General features: G+C 62.7%; 21 protein-coding genes and 5 pseudogenes. 14 read left to right on the top strand and 12 right to left on the bottom strand.

Annotation, left to right across the window (positions count from 1 at the left end):
* Positions 1–15: 15 nt before the first annotated feature.
* Together EKH55_RS21625 and ngg are read left to right on the top strand one after the other, a co-directional pair.
* A complete protein-coding gene (locus EKH55_RS21625) occupies positions 16–1,791 on the top strand; it encodes an N-acetylglutaminylglutamine amidotransferase (RefSeq protein ID WP_151613081.1) in 1,776 nt (591 codons plus the stop codon).
* 1 nt (position 1,792) lies between these two features.
* On the top strand, positions 1,793–3,607 hold the full coding sequence (gene ngg, locus EKH55_RS21620; protein ID WP_151613080.1) for an N-acetylglutaminylglutamine synthetase: 1,815 nt from the start codon (positions 1,793–1,795) through the stop codon (positions 3,605–3,607).
* A 56-nt stretch (positions 3,608–3,663) separates the two neighbouring features.
* Here ngg and EKH55_RS21615 read toward each other — a convergent pair whose 3' ends face one another.
* The 3 genes from EKH55_RS21615 to EKH55_RS21605 form a co-directional block, all read right to left on the bottom strand.
* A complete protein-coding gene (locus tag EKH55_RS21615) occupies positions 3,664–5,181 on the bottom strand; it encodes a tripartite tricarboxylate transporter permease (protein ID WP_151613079.1) in 1,518 nt (505 codons plus the stop codon).
* 31 nt (positions 5,182–5,212) lie between these two features.
* A complete protein-coding gene (locus EKH55_RS21610; RefSeq protein ID WP_151613078.1) occupies positions 5,213–5,683 on the bottom strand; it encodes a tripartite tricarboxylate transporter TctB family protein in 471 nt (156 codons plus the stop codon).
* 218 nt (positions 5,684–5,901) lie between these two features.
* A complete protein-coding gene (locus tag EKH55_RS21605) occupies positions 5,902–6,876 on the bottom strand; it encodes a Bug family tripartite tricarboxylate transporter substrate binding protein (protein ID WP_246231969.1) in 975 nt (324 codons plus the stop codon).
* 257 nt (positions 6,877–7,133) lie between these two features.
* On the opposite strand from EKH55_RS21605, the gene EKH55_RS21600 reads away from it, so the two are divergent.
* The 4 genes and pseudogenes from EKH55_RS21600 to EKH55_RS21585 form a co-directional block, all read left to right on the top strand.
* Complete coding sequence (locus EKH55_RS21600) at positions 7,134–7,811, top strand: response regulator transcription factor (protein WP_069457012.1); 678 nt, start codon at positions 7,134–7,136, stop codon at positions 7,809–7,811.
* Positions 7,798–9,189 carry a sensor histidine kinase gene (locus tag EKH55_RS21595; RefSeq protein WP_151613077.1) on the top strand — a complete coding sequence of 464 codons (1,392 nt, stop codon included), beginning with the start codon at positions 7,798–7,800 and terminating at the stop codon, positions 9,187–9,189. Before EKH55_RS21600 ends, EKH55_RS21595 begins: the two co-directional genes overlap by 14 nt.
* The gene (locus EKH55_RS21590; protein WP_151613076.1) at positions 9,186–10,262 is read left to right on the top strand and encodes an ABC transporter substrate-binding protein; all 1,077 of its coding nucleotides are present in this window, start codon (positions 9,186–9,188) and stop codon (positions 10,260–10,262) included. The genes EKH55_RS21595 and EKH55_RS21590 overlap by 4 nt, the downstream gene beginning before the upstream one ends.
* 134 nt (positions 10,263–10,396) lie before the next feature.
* Positions 10,397–10,660, top strand: a pseudogene (locus EKH55_RS21585) (transposase); the annotation flags it as partial.
* A gap of 235 nt (positions 10,661–10,895) precedes the next feature.
* Here EKH55_RS21585 and tssI read toward each other — a convergent pair.
* Positions 10,896–12,019: pseudogene (gene tssI / locus EKH55_RS21580) on the bottom strand (type VI secretion system tip protein TssI/VgrG); the annotation flags it as partial.
* Positions 12,020–12,036: 17 nt separating this feature from the next.
* Between tssI and EKH55_RS21575 the strand changes: the two are divergent.
* The 3 genes and pseudogenes from EKH55_RS21575 to EKH55_RS21565 all read left to right on the top strand — a co-directional run.
* Positions 12,037–12,179: pseudogene (locus EKH55_RS21575) on the top strand (hydroxyacid dehydrogenase); the annotation flags it as partial.
* Positions 12,176–12,934: pseudogene (locus tag EKH55_RS21570) on the top strand (sugar phosphate isomerase/epimerase family protein). The pseudogenes EKH55_RS21575 and EKH55_RS21570, both read left to right, overlap by 4 nt.
* A 156-nt stretch (positions 12,935–13,090) precedes the next feature.
* The gene (locus EKH55_RS21565; protein ID WP_151613074.1) at positions 13,091–13,462 is read left to right on the top strand and encodes a YbaN family protein; all 372 of its coding nucleotides are present in this window, start codon (positions 13,091–13,093) and stop codon (positions 13,460–13,462) included.
* Between the two features lie 4 nt (positions 13,463–13,466).
* Here the strand turns inward: EKH55_RS21565 and EKH55_RS21560 are convergent, their stop codons facing one another.
* The 7 genes from EKH55_RS21560 to EKH55_RS21530 are packed head-to-tail and all read right to left on the bottom strand — an operon-like array spanning position 13,467 to position 19,592.
* Positions 13,467–13,844, bottom strand: coding sequence for a DUF3307 domain-containing protein (locus EKH55_RS21560; protein ID WP_151613073.1), 378 nt, complete (start codon positions 13,842–13,844; stop codon positions 13,467–13,469).
* Positions 13,780–15,702: an adenylate/guanylate cyclase domain-containing protein gene (locus EKH55_RS21555; RefSeq protein WP_151613072.1), complete on the bottom strand. Its 1,923-nt coding sequence runs from the start codon at positions 15,700–15,702 to the stop codon at positions 13,780–13,782. Before EKH55_RS21555 ends, EKH55_RS21560 begins: the two co-directional genes overlap by 65 nt.
* 2 nt (positions 15,703–15,704) lie before the next feature.
* Positions 15,705–16,988, bottom strand: a complete 1,284-nt coding sequence (locus EKH55_RS21550; protein WP_151613071.1) for an NAD(P)/FAD-dependent oxidoreductase — start codon at positions 16,986–16,988, stop codon at positions 15,705–15,707.
* Positions 16,989–16,992: 4 nt separating this feature from the next.
* The gene (locus tag EKH55_RS21545; RefSeq protein WP_151613070.1) at positions 16,993–17,466 is read right to left on the bottom strand and encodes a DoxX family protein; all 474 of its coding nucleotides are present in this window, start codon (positions 17,464–17,466) and stop codon (positions 16,993–16,995) included.
* Complete coding sequence (locus tag EKH55_RS21540; RefSeq protein ID WP_151613069.1) at positions 17,463–18,266, bottom strand: HvfC/BufC family peptide modification chaperone; 804 nt, start codon at positions 18,264–18,266, stop codon at positions 17,463–17,465. The genes EKH55_RS21545 and EKH55_RS21540 overlap by 4 nt, the downstream gene beginning before the upstream one ends.
* Entirely contained in the window at positions 18,253–19,281 is a 1,029-nt protein-coding gene (bufB, locus tag EKH55_RS21535) for an MNIO family bufferin maturase (RefSeq protein WP_151613068.1), read from the bottom strand. Before bufB ends, EKH55_RS21540 begins: the two co-directional genes overlap by 14 nt.
* A 41-nt stretch (positions 19,282–19,322) precedes the next feature.
* Positions 19,323–19,592 (bottom strand): BufA1 family periplasmic bufferin-type metallophore, encoded by a 270-nt coding sequence (locus tag EKH55_RS21530; RefSeq protein WP_069457002.1) that lies wholly within the window; start codon positions 19,590–19,592, stop codon positions 19,323–19,325.
* Between the two features lie 217 nt (positions 19,593–19,809).
* Between EKH55_RS21530 and EKH55_RS21525 the strand changes: the two are divergent.
* Positions 19,810–20,050, top strand: a pseudogene (locus tag EKH55_RS21525) (transposase); the annotation flags it as partial.
* A 56-nt stretch (positions 20,051–20,106) separates the two neighbouring features.
* Here the strand turns inward: EKH55_RS21525 and EKH55_RS21520 are convergent.
* On the bottom strand, positions 20,107–21,126 hold the full coding sequence (locus EKH55_RS21520; protein ID WP_151613067.1) for a LacI family DNA-binding transcriptional regulator: 1,020 nt from the start codon (positions 21,124–21,126) through the stop codon (positions 20,107–20,109).
* 167 nt (positions 21,127–21,293) lie between these two features.
* Between EKH55_RS21520 and EKH55_RS21515 the strand changes: the two genes are divergently transcribed.
* From EKH55_RS21515 to EKH55_RS21500, 4 genes are all read left to right on the top strand, one after another.
* The gene (locus EKH55_RS21515; RefSeq protein ID WP_151613066.1) at positions 21,294–22,553 is read left to right on the top strand and encodes an ABC transporter substrate-binding protein; all 1,260 of its coding nucleotides are present in this window, start codon (positions 21,294–21,296) and stop codon (positions 22,551–22,553) included.
* 65 nt (positions 22,554–22,618) lie between these two features.
* Positions 22,619–23,500, top strand: coding sequence for a carbohydrate ABC transporter permease (locus EKH55_RS21510; RefSeq protein WP_151613065.1), 882 nt, complete (start codon positions 22,619–22,621; stop codon positions 23,498–23,500).
* The gene (locus EKH55_RS21505; protein ID WP_151613064.1) at positions 23,493–24,329 is read left to right on the top strand and encodes a carbohydrate ABC transporter permease; all 837 of its coding nucleotides are present in this window, start codon (positions 23,493–23,495) and stop codon (positions 24,327–24,329) included. Before EKH55_RS21510 ends, EKH55_RS21505 begins: the two co-directional genes overlap by 8 nt.
* A gap of 13 nt (positions 24,330–24,342) precedes the next feature.
* Positions 24,343–25,485: an ABC transporter ATP-binding protein gene (locus EKH55_RS21500; protein WP_151613063.1), complete on the top strand. Its 1,143-nt coding sequence runs from the start codon at positions 24,343–24,345 to the stop codon at positions 25,483–25,485.
* Positions 25,486–25,519: the final 34 nt, after the last annotated feature.

Below are 25,519 nucleotides of genomic sequence, written 5' to 3'. Positions count from 1 at the left end.
GTTTCGACCCAATTCATGTGTGGAATTTGCGGTGAAGTCAGGTTCGGCGGCGGTTTGCCGTCGGTTTCGGCAGTTTCGGTCATGGCCGACGCGCTCAGCCCGAGAGGGCCGGACGCGGCCGGGCTGGTGGTGCACGCCAATGTCGGGTTGGGGCATCGACGATTGAGGATTCTCGACCTTTCCGACAAATCCCAGCAGCCGATGGTCGACGCCGCACTCGGCCTCTCGATCGTCTTCAACGGCTGCATCTACAACTTCCGCGAACTGAGGGCCGAGCTCGAAGAGAGGGGTTACCGCTTCTTCTCCGACGGCGACACCGAAGTGATGCTGAAAGCCTGGCACGCCTGGGGCGAGGATTGTGTATCGCGCTTCCATGGCATGTTCGCCTTCGTCATCCACGAGCGTGACAGCGGCAGGCTCGTCATGGCGCGAGACCGCTTCGGCATCAAGCCGCTTTATCTCGCCGATGTCGACGGCGCATTGCGCTTCGCCTCGTCGCTGCCGGCGGTCGTCAAGGCGGGTGGCGTCGACACCGCCATCGACCGGGACGCCCTCCACAATTACATGACTTTTCATGCCGTCGTGCCCCCACCGCGCACCATCTTCCGGGGCGTGCGCAAGCTGGCGCCGGCCACAATCCGCGTTTACGAGAAGAACGGCAGCTTCAAGGAGCGCCGCTATTGGGATCCGCCCTACCGGCGCCAGACAGGCGACGCGGCCATCAGTCGCGGGGAATGGCAGGAGCGGCTTCTCTCGGCGCTGCGGCTCGCCGTCAAGCGGCGCATGATCGCCGACGTTCCGGTTGGCGTGCTGCTTTCCGGCGGCGTCGATTCCAGCCTGATCGTCGGACTGCTGGCCGAAGCCGGGCAACGCGGTCTCATGAGCTTCTCCGTCGGCTTCGAGGAGGCGAACGGGGAAAAGGGCGACGAGTTCGTCTATTCCGATCTGATCGCGGAACATTTCGGGACCGATCATCACAAGATCTTCGTGCCCTCCGCCGATCTGATGGAGGCCCTGCCGGGAACCATCGCGGCCATGTCCGAGCCAATGGTCTCCTACGACAATGTGGGCTTCTACCTGCTATCCAAGAAGGTCTCGCAGCACGTCAAGGTGGTGCAGTCGGGACAGGGAGCGGACGAGGTCTTCGGGGGCTATCACTGGTACCCGCCACTGATGAGTTCCAACAATGTCGTCGCCGACTATGCCGGCGCCTTCCGCGACCGTTCGCACGAAACCTTGGCAGCCCAGCTTTCGCACGAGTGGATGCCGGACCGTGACGTTAGTGGCGATCTCCTCGAGGCGCACCTGTTGCGCGACGGCGCCGACACGGCGGTCGACCAGGCGTTGAGACTCGACAGCACCGTCATGCTGGTAGACGACCCGGTCAAACGCGTCGACAATATGACCATGGCCTGGGGATTGGAGGCGCGCGTACCCTTCCTCGATCACGAACTGGTGGAATTGGCGGCGCGCATTCCCCCGGAAGAGAAGCTTCGCGACGAGGGCAAGGGAATCCTGAAGGATGTCGCGCGAAAAGTGATCCCGAGCGCGGTGATCGACCGCAAGAAAGGCTATTTCCCCGTGCCGCAGCTCAAATATATCGCCGGCCCCTATCTCGATATGTTGCGCGACGCGCTGTCTTCGCAGGCGGCCCGCGAACGCGGGCTCTTTCAGCGCGCCTATCTCGAAAGGTTGCTGGACAGTCCGCTCGAGCACATCACGCCGCTCAAGGGATCCGAGCTCTGGCAGGTCGGGCTGCTGGAGATGTGGTTGCAGGCCCAGGAGGTGTGAGATGAAGAAACTCGGCCAAGCCCCTACCCCTCGGCAAAAGCCGAGAGGGAACCGAACCGTCTCCCACCGCCTCACCCGGCCGCGGGCGCCGGTCGGCCCCGAGCCCGGCGTACCGCGCGACCGCAGACAAGAGCCGGCGACGGAAAACCGCAACGTGACGCTCGATTGCGGCTGGGGTCGCCTGCTCTTTGCGCAGACCTTCGACAGCGACGAGGCTCTGGTTGGGGAATTGCGCGAGGAAGCGCCCCAGAGCCGTGACATCGCCTTTTACGTGCGCGACCCGCACGTGCTCCTATCGCTCGCCCCGCAGGAAATCTTCCTCGATCCATCGCACACTTTTCGCCTCCAACTGTCGAACTATCGCGGCGGTGGCGGACGGCGCCTGAGAGGCGTCACCATCCGCCGAGTAGCCTCGGAGGCGGATGCCGAAGGCATCAATGCCGTCTATGCCGCCTGCGGTATGGTGCAGGTGCGCTCGGACTTCTTTTCAAGCGAACGCGACAACCGCGCGGTCACCTATTTCGTCGCGCAGGACGATACGAGCGGCCAGATCGTCGGCGCGGTGACCGGTATCGATCACCGGCATCTCTTCAGCGATCCAGAACATGGAGCATCGCTCTGGTGCCTCGCGGTCCATCCCCAGGCCCGTCAGCCCGGCATCGGCGAGCGGCTGGTTCGCAAGCTAGCCGAACACTTCCAGGTGCGCGGGCTCGCCTATGTGGACCTCTCGGTCATGCACGACAACGAGCATGCGATCAGTCTCTATGAAAAGCTGGGGTTCCGTCGCGTGCCGATCTTCGCTTTGAAGCGCAAGAATGCAATCAACGAGAAGTTCTTTGCCCAGCCGATCCCGTTCTACGAGGGGCTCAATCCCTATGCGCGGCTGATCGTTGACGAGGCACTCAGGCGCGGCATCCATGTTGAGGTGACGGATGCCGAGGGCGGCTTCTTCAGGCTTTCACATGGCGGCCGGACGATCCACTGCCGCGAAAGCCTCTCCGATCTGACATCGGCCGTCGCCATGTCGATCTGCGACGACAAGGCGGTGACGCGCCGCCTCGTATCCACCGCCGGCCTAGTCGTACCCGAGCAGATTTCGGCCGACGTCGGCGACGATGAGAAGCGGGCATTTCTCGAAACGCACGGCAAACTGGTGGTCAAGCCCGCCTGTGGTGAGCAGGGTCGCGGCATCTCGGTCGGCGTGGCGTCGATGAAGACGCTGCACGCGGCGATCGAGCAGGCGAAGACGGTCTCGGAGCGGGTGCTGCTGGAGGCCTATTTCGACGGCGAGGACCTGCGGCTGGTGGTGATCGACTACAAGCTCGCCGCCGCCGCCATACGCAGACCGCCGCGCATTATCGGCGACGGCGAGTCGCCGATCCGCAAGCTCATCGATATCCAGTCGCGCCGCCGCGCGGCGGCCACCGGCGGCGAAAGCCGCATCCCCGTCGACGGAGAGACCGAGCGTTTCCTGGCCGAGCAGAATCTCGATCTCGACACCGTGCCGGCGGAAGGGCGGGAGATCACCGTGCGCAAGGCGGCGAATCTCCATACCGGCGGTACGATCCACGACGTGACGGCCAAGGTGCATCCGGAACTCGTCGCCGCTGCCTGCCGTGCGGCGGAAGCCATCAGAATACCGGTCGTCGGCGTCGACTTCATCGTGCGCGATCCTGAGAAGTCGGACTATGTGTTCATCGAGGCGAACGAACGGCCGGGACTTGCCAACCACGAGCCGCAGCCGACCGCCGAGCGATTCGTGGACCTCTTATTTCCGGGCAGCCGCGCATGGCCTGACGGCCAGTCACGGCCCTGAAACAAGCAACGGCCGGGCGCAAAGCCCGGCCGTTCGAAATTCTGGCGGTGGCTGCCCTATTCCGCGATCGCAAGATTCTTTGCAGCGATGCGACGCTTGGCGCGACGCGAAAGATAGAGGGGCAGGATCGCTACCAGCAGCGCCATGCACCACAGGACGATGCAGATGGTGCTGCTGAACAGGATCGACAGTTCGCCGCCGCTGATCGCCAGCGCATTGCGCAGGTTGACCTCCATGACCCGGCCGAGCACGAAGCCGAGAATGATCGGCGCCATGTCGAAACCGGCCTTGCGCAGAAGCCAGCCAACCAATCCGATACTCATCATCAGATAGATCGAAAAGACCGAGGAGTGGGCGGAGTAGACGCCGACGATCGACAGCACCAGGATGCCCGGCACCAGGAGCCAGTTCGGCACCGTCAGGACGCGGGCGAAGATCTGCACCAGCGGCAGGTTGAGCGCCAGCAGGATCAGGTTGCCGACGAAGAGCGAGGCAACCAGGCCGCCGACGATCTCCGGACGCTCGACAAGCAGCATCGGGCCGGGCTGGATGTTGTAGAGCATCAGCGCACCGAGCATGACGGCGGTCGTGCCGGAGCCCGGAACGCCGAGAGTGAGCATCGGCACGAAGGCGCCGCAGGCGGTCGCGTTGTTGGCTGCCTCGGGTGAAGCAAGCCCGCGCACGTCGCCCTTGCCGAACGTGCCTTCGGTATCGGAAATCCGCTTGGCGGTCGTGTAGGCGATGGCGCTCGAAACCGAAGCGCCCGTTCCCGGGAGCACGCCGACGACGAAGCCGAGCACCGAACTGCGCAACGTGGTGCCGATGCTCTTGACGACATCCGACATCCGCGCCGTCATGCGGCCGAGTTCGCGGATCACGGTCATGCCCCTGCCCTGATGTTCCAGGATGATCAGCGCTTCGGAAATCGAGAAAAGGCCGATGACGAGCACAACGAATTCGATGCCGTCGCCGAGTTCCGGTTCGTTGAAGGTGAAGCGATAGGCCCCCGAAGTCGCGTCGAGGCCGACCGTTGCCAGCATGAGGCCGAGCACGCAGCCGATCAGCGTCTTGGCAGGCTGGCCGCCGACCATGGAACCGAGCGTCGCAAAGGCGAACAACATCAACACGAAATATTCAGCCGGACCGAAGCCGATCGCCAGACCGGAGAGGAGCGGCGCGAAGAGGGCAAGACCGATCGAGCCAAGAATGCCGCCGACGAAGGAAGCGAGCCCCGAAAGCGCAAGCGCCTCACCCGCCCGGCCCTGCCTCGCCATCGGATAGCCGTCGAGAGCCGTCATGACGGCGCCGGCGTCGCCCGGGACGTTTAGCAGGATGGAGGAGATGCGCCCGCCATATTCGGCGCCGCAGTAGATGGCGGCCAGCAGGATCATCGTGCTTTCCGCCGGCAGTCCCATTGTGTAGGCGATCGGAAGCAGAAGCGCGATGCCGTTGATCGGGCCGATCGCCGGCAAGGCACCGACCATGGTGCCGATGAAACAGCCGACGAAACCGATCAGGAGATTTTGCCAGGTCAAGGCGACGGCAAAGCCTTGCCAGAGATATTCGAGATTCATGGACGTGACCTTTCCGGTTTTAGTCTCGCGATCAGCCGAACAGCGCGCCGGCCGGCAGATAGACTTCCAGAAGATAGGAGAAGACGAACCACCATAGGGCGGCGTGACCGACGGCGCCGATCAGCGCCTTTGCCGGCGGGGCGCCGAAAACAATGGCGGCGCCGAGGGTGAGGATGAAGATGGAGGCGGCAAAGCCCGCCGGCTCGAATAGTGCGACGGCAACGACCATCACCACCGGCACGGCGAGGACGCGCGCGAGCAGCGGCCCCGTGGGGAAGCCTTCGGCGAAGCCGGGCGAGAACCAATACCAGACGCTCAGCAGGCCGAGAATGACGGCAAGTGCGGCGGGAAAGACCCTCGGCCCGAGCGGGTCGGACGCGAAGGAGTACTCGATGACGCTGCCCCCGACGCCATAGGCAATGGCGAAGACGAGAAGGCAGATCGCCGAGACGCGTCCAATCAATCGGACGGTCATGGAAGTAGGATGGTGGACTTCGGACATGGATGTCTCTCCCCCCGACGTTTCGTTTGGTCAAGTGAGAGCGGTCGCGCGCTTCTCCGCCCGCATCCCGCATCCCCTGTTGCTTAGATATCATCGTGACCTAAGGCCGGTTTCGCGCACCCTGGTCGTTGCTTCCCTCGCGCCTTCCGCCACCGGTTGGCCGGTGGCGGAAGGGGTCCGCCTCGTTGTCTCGGGAGGATCTTGCGAGGGGAACGCGATTACATGCCGGCTTCCTTGGCGAGGATCTTGAAGCGCTCGACATCGGCCTTCACGCGATCTTCGAAGTCCTTGCCGAGCAGGGTGAATTCGAAAAGCCCGCGCGCTTCAAGCTCCTTGGCGAATTCCGGCGTCTTCGAGGCTGTTTCGAAGGCATTGACCCACCATTGATAGTCGGCATCGGAGACGTCCTTGCCGACGTAATAACCACGCCAGATCGGCCATTCGATATCGAAGCCCTGTTCCTTTGCGGTCGGGACATCGGCAAGCTCACCGGGCAGGCGCTCCGGTGCCATGACGGCAAGGATGCGTACCTTGCCGGCGACGTGGTGCTTGACCATCTCCGCGGCATCGCCGGATCCAACCTTCACGTGGCCGCCCTCGAGCGCGGTCAGCACCGCACCGCCGCCCTCAAGCGCGGCATAGCGCATCTTCTTCGGATCCTGGCCGGCGGCCTTGGCAAGAAGCGAACCCTTCATCCAGTCCTGCGAGCCGACGGCACCGCCACCGCCGATCGCGAAGTCTTCCGGCGAGGCCTTGTAGGCTTCGACCAGTTCGCCGAGCGTCTTGTAGGGGGAATCGGCGGAGACCACGAGAACGCCATAGTCGGCGCCGAGCGCACCAAGCCAATGCACGGCCGTCTCGTCATACTGGCCGAACTTGCCCTGCGCGATGAGCAGTGCCGAGCCGGAGGAAGCGGCGGTGATGACATTGGGGTCGGAACCGCGCTTCGCGATGACGTGGTTGTAGGCGACTGCGCCGACCCCGCCTTCCATGTAGGTGACGGCCATGGGCTTGGAAATCTGCTTGGCCTCGAGCAGGGCATTGGCGGCCAGTCGGCAGGTCAGGTCGAAGCCGCCACCCGGTTTCGCGCCGGCGATGCATTCGGGCTTTGCCGGCTCCGCATGGGCGGAAGCTGACATCATAAGAGCCGCGAAGGCGGCACCACACAGGGTCTTGGTGAACACAGAGTTCATGATCTCTCCCGTTTGTTCTGAAGCTGCCGGTCGGAAGCAGCGACAACGATCACCGGCCGGTCCCGCTCGGGACCAGAGGCGTGACGCAATTTTTTTCGGGCTTCCCTCCCGGGCCGGTCCACAGCTCTCTCCCTTAGACCGACCACGCCACTCTAAGGGACGTTTCTGTCACCATCCTGTCATCCTCCCGCCACATTGATGATCACCCTCAAAGATGCCCGCTTGATCGGCCCGTAAGCGCATGCGATCATTAAAACGTGCGTATTCTCTTGGTCGAAGACACTATCGATGTGGGCGAGGCGATCTGTCGCCGGTTCCAGCTGACGGGTCATACCGTCGACTGGCAGACCGACGGATCGGCGGCAGCGGATATTCTGAGCTTCACCGAATACGACCTCGTCATCCTCGACGTCATGCTGCCGGGCCTCGACGGCTTCGCCATCCTGCGCGAGTTGCGCCAGTCGAAAAGCAATGTGCCCGTTCTCGTGCTGACGGCGCGCTCGGAAATCGACGACCGCGTCGGCGCGCTCGATCTCGGCGCCGATGATTACCTGGTCAAGCCTTTCGATTTCCGCGAGCTCGAAGCGAGAGCCCGCGTGCTCTTGCGCCGCAGGACCGGCGGCGATGCGACGAACATCATCGTCTGCGGCGATGTCAGCCTTGACCGGGCCAATCGCAGCGTCAAGGTCGGCAAGCGCGAGATCCAGCTCAAGCGCCGCGAGATGACGCTGCTCGAGATTCTCGCCTCCCGCCCCGGCAAGGTGTTCAGCAAGGAGGAGCTTCTCGACCAGCTCTTCGGCTTCGAAGAGGCCGCCGGCCCGAACGCGATCGAGCTCTATATCGGCCGCCTTCGCAAGAAGCTCGAGCGCGCAAAGGCTCGCATCGTGACGCTGAGGGGCGTCGGCTATCAGCTGGTGGCGGATGACAACGCATAGAAGCTCGCTTTTCGCGCGCCTCGTGCGCCGCGTGGCGATCGTGCTCATGCTCGGCGCCGCATCGCTGATCACCGCCGCCTGGTTCTATGCCCGTACGGCGGCCGACGAAGCCTATGACAGACTGCTTCTCGGCGCCGCCTTCCAGATGTCGGAGAGCCTGACCGTGGCCGACGGCGCACTCCGCTTCGTCCTGCCTCCCTCCGCCTTCGAACTCCTCGGCCTCGCTCAGCGGGACCGGATTTTCTACCGCGTGATAGACCCGGCCGGTTCGACGCTCACGGGCTATGCCGATCTCGAGCCGAAAACGTCACTCTCGCAAAGCCGCAATGGTCCGGTATTCGGAAATACCGAGTATCGCGGCGCTGCCGTACGCACCGTCACCCTTTCCCGGGCGATGACCCTCAACGATGGCACCGGCTGGACCTATGTCGTCGTCGCCCAGACGGTCGAAGCCCGTCAGGCGCTTGCCTCCGAGTTGACCACGCGCGCCACCTTTCTCGTCACGGTCATGAGCCTGCTCGCACTTGGCGGCACGGCGCTTGCCGTTCGCTACTCGCTGCGACCGGTTGACGTCCTGGGCGATGCCTTGCGCCAGCGCGACCCCCAGGACCTGACGCCGATGAGCGCCGACGTGCCGCGTGAGCTCATCCCCTTCATGACCTCGATAAACCACTTCATCAATCGCCTCGATGAGCGTGTGAAGCTGCTCCAGCGTTATGTGGCCGACAGTGCGCACCAGATTCGTACGCCGCTCACCGCGCTCACCGCTCAGGTGAGCCTGATCAACGAGGACAATCTCACGCCGGACGATCGCCGCCATCTCGAACGGGTGCGCAACCGGACAGCAGAACTTGCGCGTTTCACCAATCAGTTGCTGAACCACGCAATGGTCATCCATCGCTTCGATTCAACCCAGCTTGCGGCCGTTTCCTTGAACGACGTTGCACGCAAGGCCTTCCGCGCGGCGATCCCGATCACCGTCGACCCGGACATGGTCGTTTCCTTCGAAGCGGCGGAAGACGATCCTGTCATCATGGGGGATATGCTCAGCCTGCGCGAGGCGATCGCAAACGTCATCGACAATGCACTGCGTCACGGCGCCTCCTCGCGACTCGATGTGCGCGTCACGCGCGATGGCGGATACGGGCGTATCGAGGTCTCGGACGACGGCCCGGGCATTCCGGTGGAGGAATGGGGAAACGTGACCAAGCGCTTCTATTCGACCCGTCCCGACAAAGGCGCATCGGGTCTCGGCTTTGCCATAGCCTCCGAAGTTGCGTCCGTCTTGGGTGGCCGGATCGGCTTCCGCGAGAAAGCCGAGGGGCAGGACTTCTGCGTCTTCATCGAGGTGCCGCTTGCGACGGAGGAACGGGTATGAGGCTGCTTCTCCGATCGTTCGCAATCTTCGTCTGGCTGCTGCCGTCGGCTGCCGCCGCGCTCGAGGGACAGAGGGCGTTCTTTCCGTCAAGCGGCAAGGAGACGGAACGGCTGACCATCCACGCGGCCACCGATCTCGAAGCCATGCGTCCGCTGATCCGGGATTTCCAGGGACTGAGGCCCGGTGTCGCGGTGGATTTCGTCGACTACGTCACCAACGATCTCTTCCGGCAAGCCGTCGACGCCTGCGCCGGCAAGAGCCGCAGTGCGGACATACTGCTCTCCTCCTCCGTCGACCAGCTGGTGCGGCTTGCCAATGACGGCTGCGCAGAGGCTCACACTTCGTACGAGACATCGGCAGCACCGGCCTGGGCCAACTGGCGCGACGAGATTTTCGGTTTCACCTTCGAGCCCGTGGTCTTCGTCTACGACCGCCGCGCCCTTCCTGCTGAGGAGGTGCCGCGCAGCCACGAAGAACTCGCCGACCTGCTGCGCCGGAAGCCCGAGGAATATCGCAACCGCATCGGCACCTACGACATCGAGGCCTCCGGCGTCGGCTACCTGCTCGCCTTCAACGATTCCCGCCAGGCGCCGACCACCTACGGCCGGCTGATCGAAAGCCTGAGCCGCACCAAAACGGTGATACGCTGCTGCAACAACGAGGTGCTGGGGGAAATCGCGGCCGGCAATGTGCATCTCGCCTACAACGTGCTCGGCTCCTATGCCTATGCCGCGGCCAAGGCAAATCCGGACCTCGGTATCGTGGTGCCCGGCGACTACACGCTGGTGCTTTCGCGCGGTGCGATGATCCCCTCCAATGCCCGCAAACCGGCACTCGGCAAGCAGTTCCTGGATTATCTCCTGTCGCCGCGCGGTCGGGCGGTCGCCCGCGACAATTCCTTCTTCTTCTCCGAAACAGGCCCCCTTCCCGCCGGCGTCGACGGCCCCGCATCGCTGATGGAATCCGGCATCGCCCGCCCGATCCGCATAGGACCCGCCCTGCTCGCAGCGCAAGACGAGATCCAGCGGCGGAGCTTTATTGAGGACTGGAAGAGGTTGATCGAGGGGCGATGAAGGAGGACCGTCAGGGCAGCAATTTCCAAAAAGATTACTCTACGATTCGATGGTGTACTTGCCTCTGCCTTTGACCTGCCACGGGTAATTTCCTCCAGATTGGATTAGAGTCCGGCCTATTGAAGGACGGACGCATGAAGAAGCAGAGATTTACGGAAGAGCAGATTATTGCGGTGCTGAAGGAGCAGGAGGCCGGCGCGAAGGTGGCCGAGCTCTGCCGCAAGCACGGGATTTCGGACGCGACCTTTTACAACTGGAAAGCCAAATACGGCGGCATGGAGGTCTCCGAGGCGAAGCGCCTGAAGGCTCTCGAAGAAGAGAACGCCAAGCTGAAGAAGCTGCTCGCCGAGCAGATGCTGGACGCCGCCGCACTCCGCGAGCTTCTTGCAAAAAATGTATGGTCCGCCCCGTCCGTGCAAGGGGTCGCGACGCCGTAGAGGCGAGCGTGCCGGCGAAGGCGGCAAGCGCCGGCCCGCCGCCGCCGGCGATCTGGCCAGCCTGGGAGAGCAGTCCGGCGGTGTGGCCGGAGAGCCCCTGGACGGCGCCCATCAGCGCCATCGCCATCGGGCCTGTGCCGCCCACCACCGTGTTCATAGAACCGCCGATCTCGTGCTTCTGGTTGCCGCCGACTTCGACGGCGCGGTTGGCGCCGATCGAGGCGACCTCGTGGCGATCGATGCGCTTGGTGCGGTCGTTCAGGACTCGCGTCGTCTGGTCCTTCTGGGCGTGGAAGAACTGGTTCTCGCGGCCGGCCTCGTCCTCGAAGGTGATTTCGTCGAAGCCCTGGCCCTCGTGGGTATTCGAGCGCAGCACCATGCGCGTCTTGTTGGCCGGCAGGTCGTAGGGCACCGGATTGGCCGGGTTCGGCACGACGCCCGTCACCAGCGGCCGGTCCGGTTCGCCGTCGACGAAGGCGACCATCACCTCCATGCCGACGCGGGGGATCACCTGGGCGCCCCAGGTGCCGCCGCCCCAGCTTTGTGCGACGCGCACCCAGCAGGTATCCGAACCGTCTTTCTTCGCCTTGCGGTCCCAGGGGAACCAGAGCTTGATGCGGCCGTATTTGTCCGGGTGGATCTCCTCGCCGGGCGGACCGGCGACGATCGCCACTTGCGTGCCCTCGATGCGCGGCCGCTTCGTCTGGCGGTGCGACGTCAGCGGCACCCGTGCGGGCACCGCCTCGAAGCCATTCATATATTCCGGATCGTTGGAATTCGTCTCATAGGAGCGGTCGACCACCGTCTGGCGCATCGAGACGATGACGTGCTCCTCGTAAGCATGCTCGGGATGGGCGACCTCGTAGGGGGTGAAGCGGCGGCCGACCTCGATGACGCGGGAGGTGGAGTTGCCGAAGACGCGGTCGTGGTCGGCCTCGACGGCCTGCATCCTGAGCTTCTGCGCCCGCTCGGCCTCGGCGACGGTCGAGATTCGGGATATTCGTAGAGCTCGCGCTTCATCGCCTCCGGCATCTGCACGAGCGACGGCGTGGCGTTGCCCGGCACCATACGCGGTGTCTCGAAATTCCAGTCGGCGCCGGCGCGCTGGCCCGGCACATAGGAGAAGCGCCGCGCCCATTCGTTGATGTGGTTGCGGTCGGAGGATCCTTGCGCCAGCCGCACCCGACCCTCCCCTTGCGCCGAGGCGGCGGGCTTCGCCCAGGAGATGGCGCTGTCGGCGACATGGAGGCGATGGCTGCCCTTTTCGTGGCTGAACCAGAAATAAAGCCCGTCCTCTTCGAAGCGGCGCATAAGATAGTTGAGATCGGTCTCGTTCCAACGTGTTTCTGACGCCGCACATTGCCGGCGCCGTCGGGCTTGAGCCCTCGGCGAGATGGCGCTCGACGAGATCGCCCGCTTCGTCGAAGGGCAGCCGCTGCTCTTCGAGGTCCGAAAGGGAGAACTGGAGCGAATGGCGTGACCGGTTTCGAACCGGGGGCTCTGCACCGTCACTTTCCGGAAGCTGCCTGCGGAGCAGATCGTGGCGCTGGCCGCCGGGGCCGGGCTTGTCGCGGTCGAATGGGCCGGCGACATCCATGTCCCCCCGGCGAGGAGCCGATCGCCAGAGAGGTCGCGCGGCTGTCCCAGGTCGCGGGATTTGCAACCTCCTACGGATCCTATGTCGCCCCGCCGACAGACGACATGCCGGGGCTTTTCAAAAGCCCTGCAGAGCGGGATTGCGATTGGCGCCACCAATATCCGTATCTGGTCCGGTACCCGCGGGCGCGATTCAGAGGACTACAGTGCCGCCGAACGGCGCGCGACGGCAGACGCGATCCGCAAGATGCGCGCCGAGGCGGCCCGACACAGGATAGGCGTGTCGCTCGAATATCATCCGCAGTCCTTAACCGACACCACGCAATCGGCGCGCCGCCTGATCGAGGCGATCGCCCATGAAAACGTCTATCTCTATTGGCAGCCGCGGCCCAGGCTTCCGCTTGAAGAAGCGCTCGCCGAGATCGGCGAAATCGGTCCGCATGTTTCCCACGTGCATGTTTTCGCCTGGGACCGCGATCGCAACCGCTTCCCGCTGGCATCGGCCGGACAACTCTCGCCGCCATGCCCGCCTCGCGCTGGAACGGCCGACGCTTTGCGATGCTGGAATTCGTTGCGAATGACGACCCGACAGCGTTTCTCGAAGATGCCGTGACGCTCAGGCATATCCTGAAGGGCTGAGTGTCACGCGGGCAATGCTCTTGTTTCCGCGCCCGCGGTCACTATCTCGACCAGGATCTCGCCTCCGTGATAAGGGGTGGCACTCCGTCCAGCTCGAGCGGACCTTCAGGGGGGAGCCTGACGCAACTTCATTGGTTCTCACCCAAGGAAAGGCAGATGAACCTACCCATGCGCCTCATTCTTCTCGGCCTCGGCTGGGCGATGGTCGGCCTTGGTATCGCCGGCATCTTTCTTCCGCTCTTGCCGACCACGCCCTTTCTGCTATTAGCGGCTTGGCTGTTCTCCCGCTCCTCGCCGCGTCTCGAACAATGGCTGTTCGATCACCCGATGTTCGGGCGTCCGCTCAGGGATTGGCGCGAGTCCGGCGCCATATCGCGGGGCGCCAAGTTCCTTGCAATTGCGCTCATGGCCGTGGGTTTCCTCATCTTCTGGCTCCGGGTGGAGCCGTCCGTGCCGGCGGCAGCCATTGTTGCGATGATGATGATCGCGGCAGGCCTGTTCATCGTCTCGCGGCCGGAACCATTCTGAAATACTATGCCAGCGCAGCCAGGATCAGTGCCGCATAGGTCAGCTGGTGCATCAATTGATCGGCGCCATGCATGGCCCAGTAGGCACGCGTTGTCGCGTCGGCGCGACAACGCCGCGACAAAAGCGCCTTTCCATAGTCGATGAGATAGTGAAGAACGAATTCAGCGAGCACGAGAAGCGCGATGCGCGTCGGGCCGGTGCCGGCGAACATCAATGCCGGCACGGTCCCGACCGCGTGCCCGCCCGCATGAACATAACCGCCGATCCTGCGGAAATCGCCCTTGCCGCGCAGGATCCAGAGCGGCTGCAGCACATAGTCAGCAAGGAAATGCTTGAGCTGCAGGCACGCGAGCATCGCCACCGTCGTGATCGCCATCTCCATCGCTTCCTCCCGTAGACCGAGCTTTTGGCTGGTCGATCGTATGCACGCCGACGGGCCTGGCCTTGCCGCGCACCGTCACAAGCCCGAGCGGCCTCGTCATCGGCTCTGCGCCGAGTTCCCGCGCGGTCGCGTCGCTGAGCACGATCTCGACGCCGCGCTCCTTGGCCACATTCACGAGCCGGCTGGCGAGATTGACCGTATCGCCGATAGCAGTGTAGCTGAGCCGTTCCGCGGAGCCGATATTGCCGATCAGCGCCGTGCCGCTGTTGATGCCTATGCGCACGCGGATCGCACTTTCGCCGACTGCCGCCGTCGGCTCCTCGTGCATCGCGTTCCGGATTGCGATCGCCGTGCGGCAAGCGCGGGCGGCATGATCCGCCTGCCTTCCCGGCGCGTTCCAGATCGCCATGACGGCATCTCCGATAAACTTGTCGACAGTGCCGCCCTCGGCATGGATCGCTGCCACCGCAATCGTCAGGAAGCGCGTCAGATGCGGCTCGACGTCCGGTCCAAGCCTTTCGGTCAGTTCGGTGAAACCGGGCAGGTCGGCGAACATCACCGTCACCTCACAGAGCTCACCGCCGGGCTTCGGCTCGATGCTGCCTTCTACCAGCGGCCGCACGACGTCGAGCGGCATATAGCGGGCGAAAGCGGAAAGTCCGACCGACATGCGCTTCAAAGCCTGGGACAAGTCGTTGAGCTCGGAGAGAAAGGTCGGATGATGGCAAACGCTCCCTAGCGCGAAGCGCTCGATCGCGCGCAATTGCACTGCCAGCCGCGCGAGCGGCTGCGCGAAGAGGAAATTGGCAACCACTACGGCCGTCACTGCCGCAAGCACCGCGATGGCAAGCACGACGATGGCAATGCGCCGGATATTCTTGTCGATGCCGCCGGCGAAGGTCGAGCGGGGCGTGGCAATGATCAGCCGCCAGTTTTCAAATGGCAGCCTTGACGACGATATGAAGACAGGTCCCAGGGCAACGCTTGGCGCCAGGACGCGAAACGCGTCACCGCCGTTCGCCGTCACTGCCTCCGCCGCAGCTCTGGCAATGGCATCGGATGCGGGGAAATCTGAAAAATGCGCCGCCATCACCCCGTCCGACGGCTGCGAGGTCGCAAGTACCCGTCCGCGCTCGTCCAGCACGAAGGCTTTGCTTTCAGCGGGAATGTCGAGCGCCTGCAGCGCCTCGGACAGACGGCGGAGGCTGACGGCCGCCATCACCACACCGGTGAACGTTCCGAAGCTCTCGACGCGCTTCGACAGCACGATTGCCGGCTCGAAACCGTTCGGCAGCACATTGGTGACCGTCCAGACGGATCCTGCGCTTTCCTTGCCCAACCGAAACCAGGGTGCACCGAGCGCCACATAGGCGCTCTCCGCCTTGATGCGCTCTTCGAAAAAGATGTCACCCGGGATCGGTCGGTAGAGGTCGCGCCGCAGCGGGCGGTGTTCACCGGGTTGCGCAGCGCCGATCTCCACCATCTCGATCCGCCCGTCAGCTGTCGCGTGCGAACCGAAGAAGCGCCCGTCGGGAAATCCGAAGCCGATCCAGGCGATCGCCGGCTGCTCACGCAGCAGCGACAGGAAGAGGAACTCGCGCTTGACCTCATCCTCGGGGCTGATCGCTCCCTGGAAGAGGATGGTACGGACGATTTCCGCCGAGCTCGAAACAAGCGCCAGCGTCTGCGACAGGTCGTTCCTGACGGAGCCCGCCGTCTGGGTATCAAGGCTCGCGACGATCTCTTCGATGCTCTCGCCGGCCGCGCGCTGCCAAATGAGATGAATCATCGCCGCAGTGGACAGCACTGCCAGCAACAGGAGAACGGCGACGACTTGGGCCAGCTTCGGGCGATACATCGCTAGGCCTCATGTTGCCCGGTGATCAGCCGCGCGGCGCGATCGTTGCGGAAATAGGCAACCGCCCAGTCGAGAAAGACAACGAGGCGATTGCGGAATCCGACGAGGAACCAGAGATGGGCGAAATTCCAGACGAGCCACGCCGGATAGCCCGAGAGCCGAGCCCTGCCGAAATCCGCGACCGCTGCCTTGCGGCCTATCGTCGCCAGATTGCCGTAGTCGCGATAACGGAAGGGCGCCGATTGCCGTCCTGCCATGTCGTCGAAAATGGCCCGGGCCGCGTAACGACCCATCTGCTTGGCCGCCGGCGCCACGCCCGGTACCGGCCGCCCGGCCCCATCGACCACCGAAGCCGTGTCGCCGATCACGAAAATCTCCCCGTGCCCCGGCGGGTTGAGGCGCGCGTTGACCAGAACCCGCCCGGCCCGGTCGGCGGGCGCGCGGATCCACTTGGCGGCGAGCGAGGCCATGACGCCGGCCGCCCAGACCACGCAAGCAGAACCGATCTCCGTTCCATTCGCGAGCCGCACGCCGCTTTCGTCGCAGTCGGCGACGGCATTGCCGCATACGACCTCGACGCCAAGCTTTTCGAGTTGTCTCTGGGCCTTTTTCGAGAGACATGACGGCATGGTTGGGAGAATCAGCGGCCCCGCTTCCACCAGCACGACACGGGCCGTCGAGGAATCGATGCGCCGGAAGTCGCGCACGACCGTGTTGCGAGCCAGCTCGGCGATCGCTCCGGCAAGCTCAACGCCCGTCGGCCCGCCACCAACGACGACGAAGGTCAGCAAGCGCTTACGTAGGGCGACGTCGTCAGTCACCTCCGCCATCTCGAAGGCGGCGAGAATGCGTCCTCGGATCGCCGTGGCGTCGGCAATCGTCTTGAGGCCCGGCGCATGCTCGGCCCAGGCATCGTTGCCGAAATAGGTGTGGCGGGCTCCAGTCGCGACGATCAGATAATCATAGGCTATGCGCCGAGCGCCGGTTACGACGCATCTTGCCGCCGTGTCCACCGACTCGACCCTGTCCATCAGCACCGTCGCGTTCGAGTGCTGCGACAGTATCCGGCGGATCGGCATGGCGATCTGTGCCGGCGAAAGCCCGGCGGTCGCCACCTGGTAGAGCAGGGGCTGGAAGAGATGATAGTTGCGCCGGTCGACGACTGTGATATCGACCGGCGCGCGGCGAAGCGACATCGCCGCGTTCAAGCCGCCAAAGCCGGCTCCGAGAATGACTACATGCGGTCGACGCTCCGGGTCGCCACGTTGATCTCGCTTCGCGTCCATCGCCTCATCTCCCGGCACGAATACGGCGGGCGACGAGGTGGTCGACGGAGAGGAACCCGGCCCCACGCGACAGAATGAGCAGGAGAAGGCTCGCCCACATCAGATGCTCGGCCCAATGGCCGGGATAGACGAAGATCTGGATTGTGGCTACGACGCCGAGCAGCATCAGAGCCGCCAGCCGCGAGAGCACGCCGAGCGCCACCATCACGGCTCCCGACAGTTCCGCCGCCGTCGCAAGGACCGCCGCAAGACCGGGATCGATCAGCGGCACGCGATATTCGAAGGCGAAGAGCTGAAGCGTTACCGGCCAGGAGGCGAGTTTCGTCTGGGCGGATTGCCAGAACACCTCGGCGACGGCGATGCGGGCGGCCAGCTGAACAATCGACAGTGGGAGGGCGGTCGCCCGCTCCGCAAAAAGGTTGTGGAGCTTGACGATGGATCTGGAGCCACCGGCCCCGGTGATGCGCATTGTAGTCATGACACTCTCTCCTCCTCTTTGGAAAATGCCTTCAGATGATGGTTGACGGCGGTGACGAGCTCGCCGACGAAGAGACCCGTCAGCGCGCGGGCGATTTCGAAGGACGGCGCATGGCGGCAGGCGCGAGAGACCGCGGCCTCCAGTCCAAGCCCGCGCACCAGCGCGCGCCAGAAAGCGAAATTCGCGGGGTCGAGCCGCATGAAGCGGATGGTTTCGCCGTGTCGCCAGAGCGCGATCCGCTCCGCTTTGCGCTGGAGTTCACCGAGCCGGTCGACATCCGCGCCAGGCTGGTGCGAAGCCCATATGTTCAAGGCCGGCCAGCGGCACAGGAGAAGCCGCAGCGACGGCTGCAGGGTCAACCCGATCGAGCTGTTCGAAAGCCCGTCATAGAGCTCGATCAGCCGGCATGGCCGCTGGAGCGGTGCGTCGAGCGCCTCGGCGATCAACCACTCCAGCCGCGCGGTCTCGGCGACAAAGGGCATGCCGGCGGTTGCCTCGAAACCAGCGAGAAAGGCCGGAAAATCTGCCCCGTAACGCGATAGCCGCGGTTCCCTCGGCGGGTTGCTTCGGATGAAGCGACCCGCGACGTAATTGAAGCAGCGTTCATCGATGAGCCGCACCGTCACTGGAAACACGACCTTCAGAGTTGCGATCAACGAAGCGCGCGTATTGTTGCGATAGATGGCGAGTCGCCTTGCGGGATCGAAACGTCCCGGCGCGAGCAGCGGAAGCACATCGGCGGGTTCGGCCGCGAGCACCGCGCGCGCGACAATGCTCTGCATCGTCTCAATGGAGGACATGGCGAGCCCTCCTGCATTCCTCAGCGCCGCAGCCGCGGCAGGCCGCCTGCAGGGCTGCGATCGCGGCAAGTGCCGGAAAGCGGATGCCTGTCGCGTCGTCGCGGCGAGGCAGCGTCATCGCTGCGAAACGGCTGTCGGGCGCGGCTTTTCGCTCCTCCGGGCGGGCGTCGAAGGCGATGCTGCGCGCAAGCATGTCCGCCCACATGGCTTCGCCGAGCAGCACGTCGAGCGGCGGCACGTCCGTATCCCATTCGATCAGCGTCGGCCGGGGCCCGATCCTGCGGATGGCATGGGCATAGAGCGACCAGACGGCGGGTGGTACGCGCGAGCCGTGATCGTCGATGAGAATGACGTCGCCATCGGCCTCGTTCACCGCATGGCCGGCGAGATGAATCTCACCGACCGCATCGGCCGGCAGAGCATCGATAAATGCCGCAGCATCGAAGTCGAGATTGTTCGCCGAGACATAGACATTGTTGACATCGAGCAGCAATCCGCAGCCCGTGCGGCGGACGAGCTCGGCCAGGAACTCGGCCTCGCTCATGATGGAGCCTTCAAAGGAGAGATAGGCGGACAGATTTTCGATATAGACCCGCCATTTCAGCGTTTCCTGCAGCAGCCCGATGTTGCGAGAGACGACGGAAAGGGCCTCCTCGTCATAGCGAAGCGGCAGGAGATCGTTGAGATAAGCGCCGTCGGCGACGCTCCAGGCGAGGTGCTCGGAGACGAGCGCGGGCTGGAAGCGCTGACAGACAAGCCGCAGCCGCTCGAGATGGTCCAGGTCAAGCCCTGATGCACTTCCGAGCGACAGGCCGACGCCGTGCACCGATAGCGGATAGACCTCCCGCAGCTTTTCCAGCGCGTCGACGGCCGCCGACTGACCCATGTAGTTTTCGGCATGCACCTCGAGCCACCCCGCAGACGGTCTGCGGGCGAGCACTTCTGCGATGTGAATGGAACGGAGGCCGATGCCCGCAGCGCACGGCACCGGGTGGGTTGGAAACGTCTTGGGCATCGGTCTACTCCCTTCTAGAGTCTTGCTGAAGACGCCGGCCGTCAGGCCTTCGGCGCGTTGTTGCCGCCGGCGATCTTTGAGCAGGTGCCGGCCGGCAGGTAGATCCAGGCATCGGCCTGATCGTCCATCGTCGAGGTGCCCGCACAGGAATGGGTTGCGGTCTGGCAATCGTTCTGCCCGGCCTTGACGACGCCGTAACATTTCTCGAACGAGAACTCGGGCTGGGCAGCCGGCCCGGCGGATACCGTGGAGGCCGACAGCGATGCGATGGCCGCAAGCGCCGAGCCGATGAGCGTGCGATTGTTGATCATGAAACATCTCCTGGATCTGACATTGTTCAGACCGGGTATCGGCCTGATGCAGACAAGCTTCGCAGACGGCTCGCGCTCTTTGAAATGCTGTTCGGGCATCGTTTCGATAGGTCCGGCCTATCCGTTGAGAGAGGCGGCCACGCGCGGACCCTGCCTACGAAAAAGCCCCCCGGATCGGGGGGCGAGGCTGCCGTGGGAGGGGCATGGAACGGGTTAGTTAGACGCTTGGATCGAGGATGCCGTCAGCTCCGGGCTCACGCCGATCGTCCGGTTCGCGCGGGTCCTGCGCCGTGACATCGGCGCCGTCCGCAACGCCATCGAACTCCCCTGGAGCAACGGCCAGGCAGAAGGCCAGATGATCCGCCTGAAGACGATCAAACGTGAATGGCAGAGCAGGCCCGGAGCTCCACGGAGCACGCTTGCTGCCACTCAACAACTCTCATCACTACGCAGATTGAGGAAGACCCGAATCTAGTCGTCTGGATTGATCGCGGGCGGCATCGCTCCATCAGTTTTACAGAGCACACACAGATGTACGCTCGACAAGTTTGCACGAGATGACACGACGACTCGCGCGCACCTTTTCTTCAGAAATGACGTTGTTCAACCAATCGGCACCCTGGAAACCGAGATCATAGTACGGCAATGCCGCGGTGGTCAGTTCGGGCTTCAGCGACAACGATACCGTTCTGAAATCGTCAAAGCCAACAATGCTGACGTCTTGCGGGATTCTCAGTCCCAACGTCAAAGCTGCAATATAGATCTGGATCGCCATTTCATCATTGCCGCTCATGATCGCGGTCGGACGATCCTTTTGCTGCAGTATTTCGGAGGCTGCCGCAAACACGTAATTTTCCTCCGCTCCGACCGGACCTTCCATTCCAAGACGAATGGAGAGGTCGCTCTCCGCAAGGCCGAATTCCTTTGCAGTGCGGCGGAAGGCATCGAGGCGCAGTTCTGCGCCGAGCAGAATCGGGTTGAGCCTGATGTAGCCTATCCTTCGATGTCCCCGTTCAAGCAAATATCGGGTGAGGTCCCGGGCGCCCTGGAAGTCGTCAGGCTCGATGGATGGCAAGAGTTCGCTCGTCTGCGGCCGGCAGTTGATCATTACTGTCGGTATGCTCACATCGCCGGCCTCGGGATCCACGACGCGATGGTACATCGTCACATAAAGCACCCCGTCGATACGGTGGGACTGGAACATCTTCCAGATTTCCGCCTCCCTTCCCGGTAACCCGCCGGAGTTTGCCATCAGGATGCTTTTTCCATGCGTATTGGCCCAATCCTGGATCCCGCGCACGATATCCACCGAATAGGGCGTCGTGGAAACATAGTCCGTGATGATCCCGAACGTGTTGGAGCGGCTTGAGCGTATTTGGCGCGCGGCCATGTTGGGAATGTAGCCGAGATCCCGAATGGCCTTTTCCACTCTTTCTCGCGTGTCCTCGGTCACATGCGGTTCGCCGTTGATTACACGGGACACGGTCTTGTTCGAGACCCCTGCCGCTTTAGCGACACTGACGATGCTGACCATATGGGAATCCTTCTATCCGAAAGCAGTTTTACACCAAGGGAATGACAACGTCGACAACTTTCATGACAACGTCGACAATCGGCGTTGACAACGTCGTCATGCGCCGATTATGGTGGCCTTCATCGGAGGCTGGAGTGAGAGCCTCACTGAAAGAGAGGAGGATCTCTATGAAGAATTTGCTTTCAGCCAGCGCGCTTGCGCTCATCTTCATGGCGGCGCCGGCGAATGCCGAAACCATCAATATCCTGGTCGAAGGCGGCGGCGAGATGCTGCAGAAGGCCGTAGCCGATAAGTTCACCGCCGAGACCGGCATTGAGGTGAAGTTCACGGTCGTCCCCTACCAGGGCGTATTTGACAAGTTCTCGGCCGAGATCGCCTCCGGTTCATCGGCGTTCGATGTTGTTACGATCGATGTTGTCTGGAATGCCAAATTCGCGGGCCATGTCGAGGATCTCTCACCCCTTTTCACCGACGCGGTTCGCAAGGATCTGCCACCAGCTTTGCTCGCCGACGCCGAGGTTGGAGGCAAAATGATCGGAATGCCCGCGTGGGCGAATGCGGAGATCGTTTTTTTTCGCAAGGACCTCTTTGAAAAACCGGAGGAGCAGAAGGCGTTCCAGGACAAGTATGGCTATCCCCTTGCTCCGCCGAAGACCTGGCAACAATGGCGCGACATGGCAAAGTTCTTCACCCGCGACACGGACGGCGACGGCAAAACCGACTTCTGGGGCACTGACACCATCGGCACCTTTTCCGAAGAGTGGATGGCGCATGTGCTTCAGGCGGGTTCACCCGGTGTGATCCTCGACAAGGATGGCAAAGTCATCATCGACAACGAAGCGCACAAGAAGGCGCTCGAATTCTACATCGCCCCGCGCTGCACCGATCAATCGGTGCCGGCGAATGTGAATGAGATCGGTTGGGGAGAGGCTCAGAACCTGTTCTATCAGGGCAAGACAGCCATGATGAAATTCTGGGCCCACGCCTACAAGATGACGCCTGCGGATTCCAAGGTCAGCGGCAAGGTCAGCGTTGCACCGATGCTGGCGGGCGATGCCGGAATCGCCGCCATTCCGGGGCCCTGGTACAATGTTGTTCCTTCGACGTCGCAGCACAAGGACGCAGCCAAGAAATTCATAGCCTTTGCGATCGCCAACAATGCATTGGGCATCGAAGCGCCACTCGGCCTCGCCGCGACGAACTCCGCCTATCGCAGCTATTCCGGCAAGCCGGGATATGAGCATTTCACGCCGCTGCTCGAGACGTTGAGTGCGCCGGCGACCCAAGGGCGGCCGATGAACGAAAAATATCAGGAAATCGTCGATGAAGCTGTCCTTCCCGCCGTGCAACAGGCCCTGACCTGTAAGGCGGATGTCGGCGAGGTGCTGACGGATGCCAAGGAAACGATCGAGGACATCCTCAACTAACTCTATATCCGCATCGCCGGCGGAGGAGAAAATCCTCCGCCTATCATCAGCTTTCGGAGACAGCCATGTCGGGTGAAGACCGATTTGTGCTCTGCATGCTTGCGCCGGCGTTCGCCATCCTGGGGTTGCTGGTCGCATACCCGGTGGGGCTCCTGGTGTTTGATTCCTTTTTCAAGGTCGACACCATCACCCCCCACATAAGGGAGTGGGTCGGGCTCAAGAACTATATCGACGCGCTAACCTCCAAGCGCGTCGCCGAAAGCGCATTGAGAACGATTCAATATTCGGTCTTTGCCCTGTTCTTCGAGTTTGCCTTCGGGTTTTGCGCCGCTCTCTTGTTTTCGGCACTTCCTGGCCGATCGCGCTGGCATCGCACGGTCTTCACCCTGCCGCTGATGGTGCCGCCGATCGTCGCCGGCCTGCTGTGGCGCTTCCTGCTCGTCGGCAACATTGGCATTCTCAATTATGGGCTCGTTCATCTTGGCATTATCACAGACCCCGATGCGATTGCCTGGCTGTCCGACGAGGACATCGTCATCTATTCCGTTTCCTTCGCCGATATCTGGCTGACGACCTCCTTTGTCGCGCTCGTGTCCTACGCCGGATTGACGAACATTCCGAAAGACTTGCTCGAAGCTGCCCGGATCGATGGCGCGAATGCGTTCAATCGGTTTTGGCACGTCACCTTGCCTCTGATGCGTCCGGTTATCGCCGTCATTGTCATCGTCCGCGCTGTAGATGCGGCCAAGACCTTCGACCTCATCTGGATACAGACGCAAGGGGGCCCCAATCACGCATCGGAGGTGTTCTCGATGAACATCTATCAGCGCATGGTTCGGTTCGGCGATCTTGGCGAGGCATCGGCATCCGCGGCCCTGTTCCTGATCGTCATGATGCTTCTCGCTGCAGCCGCATATTGGAAGATATGGAGGCCGGCTCATGCGTAGGGCACGCCGCTTCAATATCAATGGCATCCTGGTCAACGCGGCAGCCCTCGTGCTCGTTCTGTCCTATGCGCTGCCATACGTCTACCTGCTCATGACCTCGATCAAGCCGGCGGCGGATGTCCAGCAGATTCCGCCGAGCTTCCTGCCTGCCGTGGTCTCGCTCGAAAACTTTCGCGAAGTGCTGCAATCGTCGGCTCTGCCGAAGGCGTTCGCAAGCTCGCTCACGGTGGCGGTGCTCACAACCGTACTGTCGCTGGCGGTGGCAGTCCCCGCAGCCTACGTCGCAACGCAGTACCGGCGTAGGATCACCACCCTGTTCCTGCTGTTTGCGCTGGTCACGCGCATGGTGCCGTCGGTGTCCCTCGGTGTGCCACTGTTTCAGCTACTAAAGTCTCTGGGACTGCTCGATACGATTCCGGGTCTGGTTCTCGCCCACACCTCGGCTGCCGTCCCGCTGGCGTTGTTGCTCATGTCCGCCTTCTTCGAAGGCGTGCCGAAGGAACTCGAAGAAGCAGCACGCATGGATGGCTGCACACGTTTCCAGGCATTCCGGAAGATTGTCCTTCCGGTCATGATCGGTGGGATCGCAGTGACTGCGCTCTTCACCTTCATCACGAGTTGGAACGAGTTCCTCTACGCGTTGCTGCTGACTTCGGAGGCTACAAAAACGGCTCCGATCGTCATCGCCGAATATAACTCGGTCTACGGGCTTGCCTGGGGAGCGATGACCGCAGCCGCGGTGCTCTATTCGCTTCCCGTAATCGTCGTAACGCTCGCACTTCAAAAACAGATCGTCGGCGGCCTGACATTCGGCGCTGTAAAGGGATGAGGGAGGCAGAAGCATGTCCGCCATAGAGCTGTGCAATATCAACAAGGTCTACGGAAACAGCTTTCACGCTCTGCACGATCTGAGCTTCGACATCAGGGATGGCGAGTTCATGGTTTTCGTCGGCCCGTCAGGATGTGGAAAGTCAACGGCGCTCAGGATGATCGCTGGCCTGGAGAGCATTACTAGCGGTGAACTCAGGATTGGTGGCAGGTTAGTTAACGATGTCGATCCCAAGGATCGCGACATCGCCATGGTGTTCCAGTCCTATGCGCTTTATCCCCACAAGACAGTGCGCGAAAATATCGCCTTTCCCCTGCAGATGGCCGGGCTGCCGAAGGCCGAAGTCGCGAGCCGCGTAGACGAAGCCGCACGCACCCTTGAATTGACGACTTTGCTCGACCGTAGGCCGGCACTCCTTTCAGGAGGTCAGCGACAGCGTGTCGCCATGGGACGAGCGATCGTCCGCAAACCGGCGGCCTTCCTCATGGATGAACCGTTGTCGAACCTGGATGCCAAGCTGCGCGTGCAGATGCGCGCCGAGATCGCCAGCCTCCAAAGAAAACTGAATGTCACCACGGTTTACGTGACACACGACCAGGTCGAGGCGATGACGATGGGCGACCGCGTAGCTGTCATGAAAGGCGGCGTGCTGCAGCAAGTCGATACACCGCAAAACCTGTACAAACGCCCTGGCAATGTCTTTGTCGCCGCCTTTATCGGATCCCCCTCGATGAACTTGTACGAGGCCGTTCTGAATGGAAGGACCCTCACGCTGGGCAGCAACAGTTTCGAAGTCCCTGAGCGGGTCTTCGAATATCGCCCCTCTCTCAACGGTGCGTCTAACCGTCAGGTCATTGTCGGAGTCCGGCCCGAGCACATGAACGACGCGGCAATCCGCCCTTCTTCGGCCGAGATCTCGGCCCCAGTCACTCTTGTTGAGGCGTTAGGCTCTGAATCCATGGTGCATCTGAATATCGGCGCACCTTGGGTGGATGCTGGCGACTCGGACGCCGTCGCCGATATTGGCGACGAAAGAGCTGCTGTAGCCCGTTTTTCTCCGAAGAGCACAGTACGCGCAGGTGACATCGCGCGCGTCGCTGTCGATGCCGAAGAACTTCACTTCTTTGAACCGGTCACCCGCACCAGCATCTGGTGATGGAATAGCCGGGAGAAAACAAGAGTGACGAGCC

Origin of the sequence: Sinorhizobium alkalisoli (genome assembly GCF_008932245.1) — a bacterium.
Classification (GTDB): Bacteria; Pseudomonadota; Alphaproteobacteria; order Rhizobiales; family Rhizobiaceae; genus Sinorhizobium; species Sinorhizobium alkalisoli.
The sequence above is the reverse complement of the archived record's forward strand: the minus strand, read 5'-3'. Positions and strand labels throughout refer to the sequence as shown.